Origin of the sequence: Vibrio gigantis (assembly GCF_024347515.1) — a bacterium.
In the GTDB taxonomy this organism is placed as follows: Bacteria; Pseudomonadota; Gammaproteobacteria; order Enterobacterales; family Vibrionaceae; genus Vibrio; species Vibrio gigantis.
Map to the genome: position 1 here is coordinate 3,170,425 of NZ_AP025492.1, position 12,660 is coordinate 3,183,084.

Below are 12,660 nucleotides of genomic sequence, written 5' to 3' on the forward strand. Positions count from 1 at the left end.
CATGCGATTAATCGTTGTTAGTGGCCAATCCGGGGCCGGTAAAAGTGTTGCGCTACGAGTCCTTGAAGACTTGGGGTATTACTGTGTTGATAACCTGCCCGTAAACCTGCTCAACGACTTCGTCGAGTCGGTACGCGAGATCAATCAAAACGTTGCCGTTAGCATTGATATTCGTAACCTACCAAAAGAACCGCAGTTAGTCACAGAGATGCTAGAGCAACTCGAAGCTGCCACGGACATTGATGTAAATGTCTTGTTCCTCGATGCAAGCAAGCAGACGTTACTCAAGCGCTACAGCGAAACGCGCAGAATCCACCCTCTATCAATCGGCCAAGAAAAGCTCTCTCTTGAACAAGCGATTGATTTAGAAAAGACACTCCTGACACCTCTGGCTGAACAAGCCAGCATTGTGATTGACAGTAGTGACTGCAACCTCTACGAATTGAGTGAAAAGGTTCGCTTTAAAGTTGAAGGCAAAGAGAAGCAAGAGCTGATCATTGTCTTTCAATCATTCGGTTTTAAATATGGCCTGCCAAGTGACGCTGACTATGTGTTTGATGTTCGCTTCTTGCCTAACCCTCATTGGGAACCAGATTTACGACCATTAACGGGCCTCGATGCCCCGATTCACTCTTTCCTAGAAAAACACCCAGAAGTTATTGAACTCAAGCAACAGATCCAAGGCTTTGTTGAGCAGTGGCTGCCTATGTTAGAGAAGAATAATCGCAGCTACTTAACAGTCGCGATTGGTTGTACTGGCGGTAAGCATCGCTCGGTTTATCTAACTCAGAAAATTGGTGAGTACTTCGAACAACTTGGTCATCAAGTTCAAATCAGACACGCCTCCCTAGAGAAGCACCAACAGGGCTAACCATGGAATTAACTCGAACTGTACTGATCCAAAACCGCTTGGGTCTTCACGCTAGAGCAGCCGTAAAGTTGGTTGAGCTTGCACAAAGCTTTGATGCGACTATCACTATCCATAGCGAAGAAGATAAAAGCGCGACAGCAGACAGCGTGATGGGCCTGCTTATGCTGGAATCAGCACAGGGACAACACATTACCATTCAAGCTGCCGGCACCGATTCACAGCAAGCTCTGGATGCTGTCTGTCATCTAATTGAAGACAAGTTTGATGAAGGTGAGTAGCGAAAGCGCTTCATTTACAACACCCAAAACTCAAACAGCGAACCAACCAATATTAAATCTTAGTTCTACCTAAGTTTATGATTTAAATAAGCCCTAGAATTAAGTTACTATTCCAAGCATTGTTAGAATAATGAGATAGGAGGAAAATATGGCAGAGCAATTAGAATTCGACCAAGCTCACCAAACCCTCCAAGAAGTCAGCGAAGCCCTAGAAAACGGCCGATTTGTTCACGTACGCCGACAACTTCAGGACATGGAACCTGAGGATATTGCACACCTTTTAGAAGCCTCTCCTCGCAAAAGTCGTGACGTACTCTGGCAACTCACCGATCCAGAAGACTACGGTGAAATTCTTGATGAACTAAACGAAGACGTAAAAGATGCTCTTGTGTCGAAAATGGCACCCGAGACCTTGGCAGAAGCAACCGAGGGCATGGAAACCGATGACGTCGCGTACGTACTTCGAAGCCTACCCGACGATGTTTCTCGCGAAGTCCTTTCTCAAATGGACTCCGTCGATCGTGCGCTAGTTGAAACAGCCCTGTCGTACCCTGAAGATTCAGCGGGTGCGATCATGAACACCGACGTAATCACGATTCGTGGTGATGTCGATGTCGACGTTGTATTACGCTACATGCGAATGCGGGGCGAACTGCCTGACGCAACCGATACGCTGTATGTCATTGATGAAGAAGAGCGTCTTATCGGTAACCTATCGCTTACCACACTAGTAACGACTCAACCCGATGTACCTGTTTCAGAAGTGATGGAAGATGCCGACGAAGCAATTACAGTTGAAACCAGTGCTTCCGATATTGCGAGCCTGTTCGAACGTCGTAATTGGGTTTCAGCGCCAGTAGTCGATAGTAATCAACACCTTGTTGGCCGTATCACCATCGATGACGTAGTTGATGTTATTCGTGAAGATGCCGAACACTCAATGATGAGCATGGCGGGTATGGACGATGACGAAGATACCTTCGCACCAGTCGTAAAATCCGCCCGTCGTCGTAGTGTCTGGCTTGGTGCTAACGTACTCGCAGCACTGGCTGCGGCATCGGTATCAAATATGTTTGAAGCAACGCTCGACCAAATGGCAGCGATTGCGGTTCTTATGACTATCGTACCTTCAATGGGTGGTGTTGCGGGTAACCAAACCGTTGCTCTTGTGATTCGTGGCTTAGCACTTGGTCATATCGGTGACAGTAACAAACGCGAACTACTACTCAAAGAAGCCGCTATCGGCTTCCTCAACGGCGTTTTATGGGCCGTTATCATTGGTGGTATCGTTGTAGCTTGGAAAGGCAACTGGATACTGGGAGGCATCATCTCAGCGGCAATGATGACCAACTTGATTGTTGCAGGTATTGCTGGGGTAACCATCCCGGTAATGCTGAAGAAGATGAATATCGATCCGGCCCTTGCTGGCGGTATGGCACTGACCACAGTAACCGATGTTATTGGCCTATCGGTATTCTTAGGCTTAGCCACCATACTTATCTAGCTTAATTACCTACTCGGTAAATACAAAAAGGGAGCCACTGGCTCCCTTTTTAAATGTATCAGGTTCACGTTAAGAGAATTACTCACCCGCGACTTTCATTGACTCAAGCAAGATAGAACCGGTTTGAATTTGCGAACGTGTTTCTACGTCGTTACCAACCGCAACAATCTGAGTAAACATGTCTTTTAGATTACCGGCGATTGTTACTTCTGATACTGGGTATTGAATCTCTCCGTTCTCAACCCAAAAACCTGCTGCGCCACGAGAGTAATCACCCGTTACTGTATTTACGCCTTGCCCCATCACTTCCGTCACTAGGAAACCAGTGCCTAACTCTTTTAGCATCTGCTCAAAGTTTTGACCGGTCGATTTAACGAACCAGTTGTGAATACCACCAGCATGACCGGTTGGCGTCATATCCATCTTACGTGCGGCATAGCTCGTTAGTAGGTAAGTTGCTAACACACCGTCAGTGATGATTTCACGATCTTGAGTGAACACACCTTCGCTATCAAATGGGCTTGAAGCCAAACCACGCAGGATATGAGGACGCTCAGAGATATTGAACCAATCAGGTAGAATTTTCTGACCTAAATGATCCAATAAGAAAGACGACTTACGGTAAAGGTTGCCGCCACTGATCGCCATCACTAGGTGACCGATAAGACCTGTCGCAACATCATTTGCGAACATGATTGGGTATTGGCCTGTTGGTAGCTTTTTCGCATCCAAACGGCTAATCGTCTTTTCTGCAGCTTCCTGACCTACACGCTCAGGCGTCCACAGTTCGTCACGGTGACGTGCAACGGTGTAGCTATAGTCACGTTCCATTTCACCATTAGCGCCTTGTCCAATCACGCAGCAGCTCGTGCTATGACGGCTTGAAGCGTAGCTTGCTAGTAAGCCATGGCTGTTACCGTAAACCTTAACGCCGTAGTGGCTGTCGTAGCTTGCGCCATCACTTTGTTTGATCTTGTCGCTATAAGTGAGCGCTTGCTTCTCAGCAGCAATCGCAATCTCAGCGGCATAGTCGGGATTAGGTTCATCAGGGTGGAAAAGATCCAAGTCTGGAATTTCTTTTACCATGTATTCTTTTGCTGCAGGACCTGCAAACGGATCTTCAGACGTGTACTGAGCGATATCAAGTGCTGCTGCTACCGTTTGAGCAATCGCTTTTTCACTCAGATCAGATGTAGATGCGCTGCCTTTTTTCTGGCCGCGATAAACAGTAATACCTAGCGCACCATCACTATTAAATTCAACGTTTTCCACTTCACACATACGTGTTGAAACACTTAAACCCGTTGACTTAGTAATAGCGACCTCAGCTGCGTCTGCACTCACTGATGCCATATCCAACGCTTTAGCTACTGCGGCTTCTAGCTCAACTCTTTGCTGGGTGACTTGCTGTTTTACATCCATATCTATTCTAATTTTTTAGGTCAATATTACGTAGGATAACAAGAATTTCGCTTTCTCCCCAAGATTCTTGCTAAAATAGGCAATATATTCGTTTGAGATAGTGACATAGGCAGAAAAGATGGCTCGCAAAAACCAAAAAGCCCCATGGGAACCAGAAGAAGAAATCATCTGGGTAAGTAAGACAGAAATGAAAACGGACATGGATGCCCTGCAAAAGCTGGGAGAAGAGCTTGTTGGTCTAAAGCCTTCTGTATTAGACAAATTTCCGCTGTCTGAAGATTTGGCACAAGCGATTAAAGATGCACAACGCTTTAAAAATGAAGCGAAGCGTCGTCAACTTCAATACATTGGTAAAGTAATGCGCAATGTCGATCCAGAGCCAATTCAAGCGGCTTTGGATAAAGTACGTAACAAACACTCACAAGCAACAGCTGAGCTACATAAACTTGAGCAACTACGTGATCGTGTTGTTACTGAAGGTGATACGGCTATTTCAGAAGTCATGGACATGTACCCTGAAGCAGACCGTCAGCGTCTTCGTCAGCTAGCTCGCCAAGCTAACAAAGAGAAATCAGCGAACAAGCCTTCGAAGTCTTCTCGTGAGATTTTCCAAATCTTAAAAGAGCTAAAGCTAGAAGATTAAATGTCATCTCGCTTTACTCATAGAGTTAATAAAAGACCTAGCGCATGCTAGGTCTTTTTATTTTCGGAGCACGCAATACCAAAAAACATTCAATCGAAGTGATGAATCGTTACTCACCCGCCTTAACAAATGAGCTTAATTCTGGCTGTGGATGCTCCGCTGTCAGGGCTTTTATCGAATCTTCAACCAACACCTTACCTAGCGCTACAAATACAAACTTATTTGCAATACTACGTGCATCACCTAAATGGTGAGTCACCATCAAAACCGTAATATTTCGCTCTGCCGATAATCGCTTCACTAAGTTAAGCATCTCTTCGCGCAGTAAAGGGTCAAGTGCAGAGAACGGCTCATCAAGTAACCAAATATCATGAGGTTGGACAAAACAACGCGCTAACGCAACGCGCTGGCGTTGACCGCCTGATAAGTGCTCAGGCAATCTATCCAAATATTCAGCAACGCCAACTTGCGCTGCAGCTTGCTCCACAGCTTGCTTTTGGGTTGATGTTAGCTTTAAACCAGGATGCAGACCTAAGCCAATATTTTCACGCACCGTTAGGTGAGCAAACAGGTTATGTTCTTGAAATAGCATTGCCAATGGGCGTTGATGCGCTTCTTTACCAATAAGCGATTGCCCTGCTACCGAGATCTCACCCGATGTTGGCTCAATAAAGCCAGCAACCAATGCGAGTAGCGTTGATTTACCCGCCCCACTTGGCCCCATCAGAGCAACAATGTCGCCCTGCTCTGCTTGGAAATCAAAACTAAACAACTCTTGGTGATAGTGGTAATCCACATCTTTCATCACTAACATCATCGGTTCCTTAACTCTTTAGCTTTGAGCTTCGAGTAAACAAAAATTCAATCAGACTAAAACTGCCCACACTCAGTAACAGCAAACTTACTGAAACCACTGCCGCCGCTTCCATTTGATAGCTGCCTAACAGTTGGAATAGATACAAAGGCAGAGTTCTAAAGTCTTGGCTACCAAACAAGGCAATCGCGCTCAGATCGCCCATCGCCAGCATAAAGCTGATTGAGAAAGCCTGCGCCATAGGTTTACGCAGTGCGCGCCACTCCACCAGCCTAAAGCGGGTGAACCCAGTCATTCCTAAGCTTGCACACACATACTGATACTGCTGAGAAAGATGCAGCATAGGTTGAGCTAAGGTTTTAATCACGTAAGGCAACGCCATCAAGCTGTTTACGGCAATCACGATAAAGAAAGCCAAGCTGAACACGTCGGTAACCGAGCGCAGTAATAAGAATAGGCCCGTACTGATCACCAAGCCCGGCGTCACCAAAATAATAGTGCCAATCAGCTCAATCTTATCTGCTCTAAAGTTCTTGTTCTGCAAACGCCATGCGCGACTGGTTAGAAGGATCGCGATACCAATACCAACGGCGATAATACTTGCGAGGGAAGCAACACGAACCGAGGTCATTAACGCTGCCCAAAATGGCTCGCTGCTCAGTACAGTGAGCGCCTGAGGGTTAATGCCACTTAAAATAACCATGGCTAATGGCGGCAATACCAGCATTGAGACTATGATGATCCAAAAGCTATCCCAAGCTTTTGACCACCAGCTGTCCTTAACCAAATACTTCTCTTCCGACAGCTGACTAGCCGTCACAGATATAGGCTTAGACAAACGCTGAATACTCACCGCTAATACACCACACAACAGCATTTGCCATATCGCGAGTAACGCGCCAGCCTGCAGGTCAAAGTCGAATTTGATTGCTTGATAGATGGCGAGCTCAATGGTGGTTGATTTCGGACCGCCACCCAACGCCATCACGGTGGCAAAGCTGGTGAAGCACAACATGAACACTAAGCCACACACATGTGGCAATTGCTGTCTTAGCCTCGGCCACTCAACCCATTTAAATTTATTCCAATGACTCATGCCTAAGTGAGCACAGAGTTTATGCTGCTCGGCAGGCACAGTATCTAACGCTTGCAGAAGTAAACGGCTGGCATAAGGCAGGTTGAAGAAAACGTGCGCCAACAAAATACCATTCAAGCCATAAATCGAGAATGGTAGCTCAATGTTGAAGTTCGCCAAGAACTTAGCTAACCAACCACTGTTGCCGTAAATCGCCAGCAAGCCAAATACACCGACTAACACAGGTAGAACTAAGGTCGACGCGAACAACCTCAATAACAAGGCACGTCCAAAAAACTGTCTGCGGCACAAAGCATGTGCAATAGGTATAGCAAAGCCAACACTCAGCACTGTTGAGAGTGTCGCTTGATAAAAGCTGAATTTCGTTACATGCCAATAGTAAGGGTCGGACCATACTTGGCTGATATCAAGAGAAGGGGCATTGCTAAGCAATGCCCCAACTGCTGAAACCACGAAGGCGGTAATGAGTATCGCAACCCAGATCCCGACCTTAGGTGTTTTCTTTATCATAAATTGATTTTTTTACCGTAAATGGTTCATTCCAAACATCACGAATGAACCTTTAAATACAGAAAGCTAGTTTTTTAAAAGTACGTTAGAAAGTAAGTGCACTTTGCCATTCACGAATCCAAGGCTTACGCTTCTCGGCGATCTCTTCAGAGCTAAAGCTCAGTGCTTTCTGCGGTACAGTTAACTGCTCAAAGCCTTTTGGCAGCTCGACAGCCGTTACTGGGTACATCCAGTTACCTGTCGGCATGGCCGATTGGAATTCATCACTTAGGATAAACGCCATAAACTCATCAGCAAGCTTTTCGTTCTTGCTGCCTTTAACCTTAGCGGCCACTTCCACTTGAGTGTAATGCCCTTCTTCGAAGCTCGCTGCTGCGTACTTAGAATCGTTCTCTGCAATAATATGGTAAGCCGGAGAAGTTGTGTAAGACAACACTAAGTCAGACTCTCCCTCTAGGAACATAGAGTAAGCTTCAGACCAACCTTTGGTTACCGTAACGGTTTTCTGAGCCAACTTCTTCCAAGCTGTCGTAGTTTCATCACCGTAAACCGACTTCATCCATAACATCATGCCTTGGCCAGGTGTTGAAGTACGTGGATCTTGGTAGATAACCTTCAGATCATCACGCAGCTCAACCAACTCTTTCAGGCTCTTAGGCGGGTTTGCTAATTTCTCTGTGTTATATACAAAGGCAAAATAACCAAAGTCATAAGGTACAAAGGTCTTGTCATCCCAACCATTAGGCAGTGTTACTGATGAAGTATCAACGTTGTGCTCAGCCAGTAAACCCGTCGCTTTCGCTTCAGCCATTAGGTTGTTGTCTAGGCCTAATACGATGTCAGCTTTGCTGTTGCCGCCTTCAAGGCGCAAACGGTTAAGAATAGACACGCCATCTTCGAGCGCGACAAAGTTCACATCACAACCACACTTCTCTTCAAATGCTTTTTCAACGGCAGGACGAGGGCCCCAATCCGCAGCAAAAGAGTCGTATGTGTATACAGTCAAAGTGTTGTCTGCAGCGAAGGCAGAAAAAGAGATCGCTGTAGTAACAGCAAGGGTAGTTAATGTGAATTTCACTGGACGCTCTCCATGGTCTGAGCGGCACAGGTTTGAGGGAGGAGAACGGTAGAGGTTGTTCCTAACTCAATTCCTACGCCAGCATTATCTGGTTCAGGTTTACGGGTCCCAAGCGTGTGCTTGATCTCAGCTCGCATTCATTATTTGAATGGTTCGCTCCCCGATGAGTGTTCAGAATTGTAATTCGAATTTTAACAATAAGCTATCAAGTTTGGATCAATTACGTTGATCGTAGCCCCAACGTGGCACTAAACCTTGCTCGATACCAAGATGGTCTAGAATGCGCGCCACCATAAAATCCACCAAGTCTTCGATCGATTTAGGTTGGTGATAAAAACCCGGAGCAGCAGGCATGATCGTCACGCCCATGGTTGAAAGTTTGTGCATGTTCTCTAGATGCAGCGTTGAGAATGGCGTTTCACGAACTACTAATAAAAGTTGCCCTCGTTCTTTCATCACCACATCTGCTGCACGCTCAATCAGGTTGTCCGATAACCCATGGGCAATGGATGCCAAACTACCCGCAGAACATGGGCACACCACCATCTGCTTCGGCGCTGCGGAACCTGATGCAACTGGCGAGAACCAGTCATCCTTTCCGCATACAACCAGCTTTTCTGGATCGCAGCCCAAGTACTTAACCAAGGCTTGCTTTGCCGCATCCGGTCCGGCAGGTAACTTAAGCTCATGCTCAGTAGCCAACACCACTCGCGCTGCTGACGAAATCAACAGGTACACCTGATAGTCCGCTGCCAACAAGCATTCAAGCAAGCGCAGTCCGTAAGGCGCACCTGATGCGCCGGTAAAAGCAAGAGTTATCGCTTTATCGTGTTTTGTCATGTTCTCTGTTACTTCAAATTATAAGGTCGTGGATGCCGTTAGCCTTTGAGTGCTAATCCATCCAACAATTTCTGGTGAATACCACCAAAGCCACCATTACTCATTACCAAAATTTGGTCGCCCGCTTGTGCCTCTGAGACAATTTTAGCAACGAATGCGTCCATGTCATCACTCACGTGTGCGGGCTGGTGGCAAGCATCTGCAACATCCTGTACTGACCAATCAATGTTATCCGGTTGGAATAAGTAGGTAGAATCCGCTTGTTTAAGTGAATCAGCCAAGGTTGCTTTGTGCACACCACGTTTCATCGTGGCAGAACGAGGCTCTAAAACAGCAATAATCTTCTTAGTGTCGACCTTATTACGTAATCCGCCTAGCGTAAGTTCAATCGCCGTTGGGTGATGAGCAAAATCGTCATAAACAGACACACCAGCGACCTCGCCTTTAAACTCTAGACGACGTTTAGTGTTGATGAATTTCGCCAATGATTCGCAAGCAAGGTCAGGTGTCACACCCACGTGTCGTGCTGCAGCAATCGCCATCAAAGCATTGTTTACGTTGTGATCGCCAACTAAATCCCAATCTACGGTGCCAACACATTCATTCTGGAAATAGACCTCAAATTTAGAGCCATCTTTAACCAACTTCTTCGCATCCCAATCACCTTGTTCGCCACTTGACTCAGTTTCACTCCAACAGCCACGTGATAAAACATCTTGAATAGCGGTATCTTGCTTGGGTGAGAAAATACGACCATTGCCAGGCACAGTTCGCACTAAATGGTGGAATTGACGTTTGATCGCTTCAAGATCGTCAAAGATATCTGCATGATCGAACTCAAGGTTATTCATCACCAAGGTTCTTGGGTGGTAATGAACGAACTTAGAGCGCTTGTCGAAAAAAGCACTGTCATATTCGTCGGCTTCTACCACGAAGAACATGCTGTCACCTAAGCGAGCAGAGATACCAAAGTTACCCAATACACCACCAACTAAGAATCCTGGAGCGTAACCGCAGTCTTCTAAGATCCACGCCAGCATGCTGGAAGTTGTAGTTTTACCGTGAGTACCAGACACTGCAAGAACCCAGCGGTCGTGCAGCAAGAACTCTTGTAGCCATTGTGGACCAGAGGTGTATCTAAGGTTGTTATCCAAGACATACTCAACACATGGGTTACCGCGGCTCATTGCATTACCGATAACCACCAGGTCCGGCCTAGGCTCTAGTTGGCTTGGGTCGAAGCCTTCAATGATTTCAATCCCTTGCGACTCCAACAACGTACTCATTGGAGGATAAACATTCGCGTCACTACCGGTAACCTTGTGACCTAATTGACGAGCCAATACCGCAGCACCGCCCATGAAGGTGCCACAAATTCCTAAGATATGAATATGCATAAATTACTTCCAAACGCTTGGCTAATATAAACAGTGCCTAATGATAATGGCTTGTACTCATTATCATTAAATGAAGATTAAAAGCGAGCAGCAATGCAAAACAAATTTAGTCGACATAGTAAGTGAGATCTGTGTCGCTTAGTTCATTACCATTAAAAAGATCTAACCTTTAGAATTTAGGTAAGCGTCTAGATGAATAAAGCCCGTATAAGAGGCAAATTCTATAGTGCTCAAATCCCCCCCCCTAATATTCAGAGAAGTTTAAGGAAATAACATGTCTGAGATGCGCACCCTTGGTGAGTTCATTGTTGCAAAACAAAATGACTTCCCCCATGCAAGCGGTGATCTATCATCCCTTTTGTCATCAATTCGTCTTGCTGCAAAAATTGTTAACCGCGAAATTAACAAGGCAGGTCTTGTCGATATTACTGGCGCTGTTGGTACAGACAACGTTCAAGGTGAAGAGCAACAAAAGCTAGACCTGTATGCTAACGACAAATTTAAAGCCGCACTTGAAGCTCGAGATCAAGTTTGTGGTGTCGCGAGTGAAGAAGAAGACGAAGCCGTTGCCTTCAATAAAGAGCTCAACAAAAACGCAAAATACGTTGTACTGATGGATCCACTTGATGGTTCTTCAAACATTGATGTGAATGTTTCGGTTGGTACAATTTTCTCTATCTACCGCCGAGTGTCACCGATTGGTACTCCGCCAACACAAGAAGATTTCCTACAGCCTGGACATAAGCAAGTAGCCGCGGGGTACGTGATTTATGGCTCTTCAACCATGCTTGTGTACACAACTGGCGCTGGTGTAAATGGCTTCACCTACGATCCATCTCTGGGTACCTTCTGTCTATCTCACGAAAACATGATGATCCCTGATGAAGGTAAGATTTACTCAATCAACGAAGGTAACTACATACGCTTCCCTACAGGTGTTAAGAAGTACATTAAATACTGTCAAGAAAGCGAACCAAGTGATAATCGTCCTTACACTTCCCGTTACATAGGTTCTCTAGTATCTGATTTCCACCGAAACCTACTTAAAGGCGGCATCTATCTGTACCCAAGCACAGAAAGCCACCCTCAAGGTAAACTACGTCTATTATATGAGTGCAACCCGATAGCTTTCCTTATGGAACAAGCAGGCGGTATCGCATCAGACGGAGCACAACGCATCATGGATATCAAACCAACTGAGCTACACCAACGTGTACCTTTCTTTGTTGGTTCAACAAAAATGGTACGTAAAGTAGAAGAGTTTCTTGAGCTTAACCCAGACTAAGCCACTCGTTTATTTCTCAACTTAATCTCATTAAAAAAGCCAGCATCGAAATGCTGGCTTTTTGTTGTTCACCGAGTTAACCAACCACTGGATTATCGAATATCAAATTTCGATTCTGCGCCTCTTTCATAATTGAAGCGGAACCATTTATCGACATCATCGCAAATGCCCAGATAGGTCTCACCGCGACGCCCTAATGCTCTTGGATTTTGGGAGCAATACTGAGTTTTACCCACTTCATAGCCTTGGTCATAAGCGGCATACAAATCGGCATCAATCGACGGTGACGAGGCGGCTTCAGCAAGACTTGCTTCCGTCTGCTTTGTTTTCCCTTTCAGTGCCATTTCTTCACCAAAACTCTGCCAATCGGTTGTGTTCATAGATGTTGGTGGCGGAGTTTGCGCACAACCAAATAACATTACTGATAGCACCAATAATAGATATTTCATAATTTCCTCCTGATGGAAAAGACTAGCCTATATATTAAGACTTCTAGCTATTACGTCAGAATGCTTTCAGTAGTTCATTCACTATAGCGGGGTGTTCCGCTTACACCAGTCACCCGAAAGTATTTCTTTATTAGCTGTTAGATCAAGCTGATACAAATATACCCATGCTAATCCAAATATAGTCTCTATTTGCTCGCGACGATACTCGACAGGCACATCTTCTAGCCGATCGAGTGACTCCAAAACTTCGTCGTTAATGATATAGACCTCGCCAACGACACTTTTCTTTCCAAAAATCATCGCCGGATAGGTACCTAAGTCAAAAAGAGTGTAATCCTTAGGTGTATCAAACCGCCCAACAAAATCGCAGCCCTTTAAATAATGGTGGTTGGACTGGCCTTTCCTCAAGGTTCCATAGACAAAAACAAGATGTGGCATAAGCCCTCCATGAGCCTTTCTATTTGCATTCCAGC

Annotated in this window: 13 protein-coding genes and 1 riboswitch; of the genes, 5 read left to right on the plus strand and 8 right to left on the minus strand. The window is 45.6% G+C overall.

All coding sequences use genetic code 11. The annotated features are described in order from the left end of the window. Position 1: 1 nt before the first annotated feature. From rapZ to mgtE, 3 genes are all read left to right on the plus strand, one after another. On the plus strand, positions 2-871 hold the full coding sequence (rapZ, locus tag OCV56_RS14180; RefSeq protein ID WP_086715559.1) for an RNase adapter RapZ: 870 nt from the start codon (positions 2-4) through the stop codon (positions 869-871). 2 nt (positions 872-873) lie between these two features. Beyond that, positions 874-1,149 (plus strand): HPr family phosphocarrier protein, encoded by a 276-nt coding sequence (locus OCV56_RS14185; protein ID WP_017063734.1) that lies wholly within the window; start codon positions 874-876, stop codon positions 1,147-1,149. A gap of 148 nt (positions 1,150-1,297) precedes the next feature. Then, the gene (gene mgtE / locus OCV56_RS14190) at positions 1,298-2,653 is read left to right on the plus strand and encodes a magnesium transporter (protein WP_086715560.1); all 1,356 of its coding nucleotides are present in this window, start codon (positions 1,298-1,300) and stop codon (positions 2,651-2,653) included. Between the two features lie 78 nt (positions 2,654-2,731). Here the strand turns inward: mgtE and pmbA are convergent, their stop codons facing one another. Next, a complete protein-coding gene (pmbA, locus tag OCV56_RS14195; RefSeq protein WP_086715562.1) occupies positions 2,732-4,075 on the minus strand; it encodes a metalloprotease PmbA in 1,344 nt (447 codons plus the stop codon). Positions 4,076-4,193: 118 nt separating this feature from the next. On the opposite strand from pmbA, the gene yjgA reads away from it, so the two are divergent. After that, complete coding sequence (yjgA, locus tag OCV56_RS14200) at positions 4,194-4,718, plus strand: ribosome biogenesis factor YjgA (protein WP_086715563.1); 525 nt, start codon at positions 4,194-4,196, stop codon at positions 4,716-4,718. Positions 4,719-4,827: 109 nt separating this feature from the next. Here yjgA and thiQ read toward each other — a convergent pair whose 3' ends face one another. From thiQ to mpl, 5 genes are all read right to left on the minus strand, one after another. Next, complete coding sequence (gene thiQ / locus OCV56_RS14205; protein WP_086715565.1) at positions 4,828-5,532, minus strand: thiamine ABC transporter ATP-binding protein; 705 nt, start codon at positions 5,530-5,532, stop codon at positions 4,828-4,830. A 10-nt stretch (positions 5,533-5,542) separates the two neighbouring features. Beyond that, complete coding sequence (gene thiP, locus OCV56_RS14210; RefSeq protein ID WP_167373190.1) at positions 5,543-7,138, minus strand: thiamine/thiamine pyrophosphate ABC transporter permease ThiP; 1,596 nt, start codon at positions 7,136-7,138, stop codon at positions 5,543-5,545. Between the two features lie 85 nt (positions 7,139-7,223). Beyond that, positions 7,224-8,216, minus strand: a complete 993-nt coding sequence (thiB, locus tag OCV56_RS14215; RefSeq protein WP_086715566.1) for a thiamine ABC transporter substrate binding subunit — start codon at positions 8,214-8,216, stop codon at positions 7,224-7,226. A gap of 53 nt (positions 8,217-8,269) precedes the next feature. Next, a riboswitch (TPP riboswitch) is annotated at positions 8,270-8,389 on the minus strand. A gap of 43 nt (positions 8,390-8,432) precedes the next feature. Further along, a complete protein-coding gene (locus tag OCV56_RS14220; RefSeq protein WP_086715568.1) occupies positions 8,433-9,056 on the minus strand; it encodes a flavin prenyltransferase UbiX in 624 nt (207 codons plus the stop codon). A gap of 38 nt (positions 9,057-9,094) precedes the next feature. Beyond that, positions 9,095-10,453, minus strand: coding sequence for a UDP-N-acetylmuramate:L-alanyl-gamma-D-glutamyl-meso-diaminopimelate ligase (gene mpl / locus OCV56_RS14225; RefSeq protein WP_086715570.1), 1,359 nt, complete (start codon positions 10,451-10,453; stop codon positions 9,095-9,097). 274 nt (positions 10,454-10,727) lie between these two features. On the opposite strand from mpl, the gene fbp reads away from it, so the two are divergent. Further along, positions 10,728-11,738: a class 1 fructose-bisphosphatase gene (fbp, locus tag OCV56_RS14230; protein ID WP_086715572.1), complete on the plus strand. Its 1,011-nt coding sequence runs from the start codon at positions 10,728-10,730 to the stop codon at positions 11,736-11,738. A 92-nt stretch (positions 11,739-11,830) separates the two neighbouring features. Here fbp and OCV56_RS14235 read toward each other — a convergent pair whose 3' ends face one another. Next, positions 11,831-12,187: a DUF2799 domain-containing protein gene (locus tag OCV56_RS14235; RefSeq protein WP_086715574.1), complete on the minus strand. Its 357-nt coding sequence runs from the start codon at positions 12,185-12,187 to the stop codon at positions 11,831-11,833. 81 nt (positions 12,188-12,268) lie between these two features. After that, positions 12,269-12,625 carry a gamma-glutamylcyclotransferase family protein gene (locus tag OCV56_RS14240; protein WP_086715576.1) on the minus strand — a complete coding sequence of 119 codons (357 nt, stop codon included), beginning with the start codon at positions 12,623-12,625 and terminating at the stop codon, positions 12,269-12,271. Positions 12,626-12,660 lie beyond the last annotated feature (35 nt).

What these genes read in the sequence shown, in the direction of transcription:
- rapZ (WP_086715559.1), top strand. Translation starts at nt 2, where the DNA reads ATGCGATTAATCGTTGTTAGTGGCCAATCCGGGGCCGGTAAAAGTGTT.
- OCV56_RS14185 (WP_017063734.1), top strand. Translation starts at nt 874, where the DNA reads ATGGAATTAACTCGAACTGTACTGATCCAAAACCGCTTGGGTCTTCAC.
- mgtE (WP_086715560.1), top strand. Translation starts at nt 1,298, where the DNA reads ATGGCAGAGCAATTAGAATTCGACCAAGCTCACCAAACCCTCCAAGAA.
- pmbA (WP_086715562.1), bottom strand. Translation starts at nt 4,075, where the DNA reads ATGGATGTAAAACAGCAAGTCACCCAGCAAAGAGTTGAGCTAGAAGCC.
- yjgA (WP_086715563.1), top strand. Translation starts at nt 4,194, where the DNA reads ATGGCTCGCAAAAACCAAAAAGCCCCATGGGAACCAGAAGAAGAAATC.
- thiQ (WP_086715565.1), bottom strand. Translation starts at nt 5,532, where the DNA reads ATGTTAGTGATGAAAGATGTGGATTACCACTATCACCAAGAGTTGTTT.
- thiP (WP_167373190.1), bottom strand. Translation starts at nt 7,138, where the DNA reads ATGATAAAGAAAACACCTAAGGTCGGGATCTGGGTTGCGATACTCATT.
- OCV56_RS14220 (WP_086715568.1), bottom strand. Translation starts at nt 9,056, where the DNA reads ATGACAAAACACGATAAAGCGATAACTCTTGCTTTTACCGGCGCATCA.
- mpl (WP_086715570.1), bottom strand. Translation starts at nt 10,453, where the DNA reads ATGCATATTCATATCTTAGGAATTTGTGGCACCTTCATGGGCGGTGCT.
- fbp (WP_086715572.1), top strand. Translation starts at nt 10,728, where the DNA reads ATGTCTGAGATGCGCACCCTTGGTGAGTTCATTGTTGCAAAACAAAAT.
- OCV56_RS14235 (WP_086715574.1), bottom strand. Translation starts at nt 12,187, where the DNA reads ATGAAATATCTATTATTGGTGCTATCAGTAATGTTATTTGGTTGTGCG.
- OCV56_RS14240 (WP_086715576.1), bottom strand. Translation starts at nt 12,625, where the DNA reads ATGCCACATCTTGTTTTTGTCTATGGAACCTTGAGGAAAGGCCAGTCC.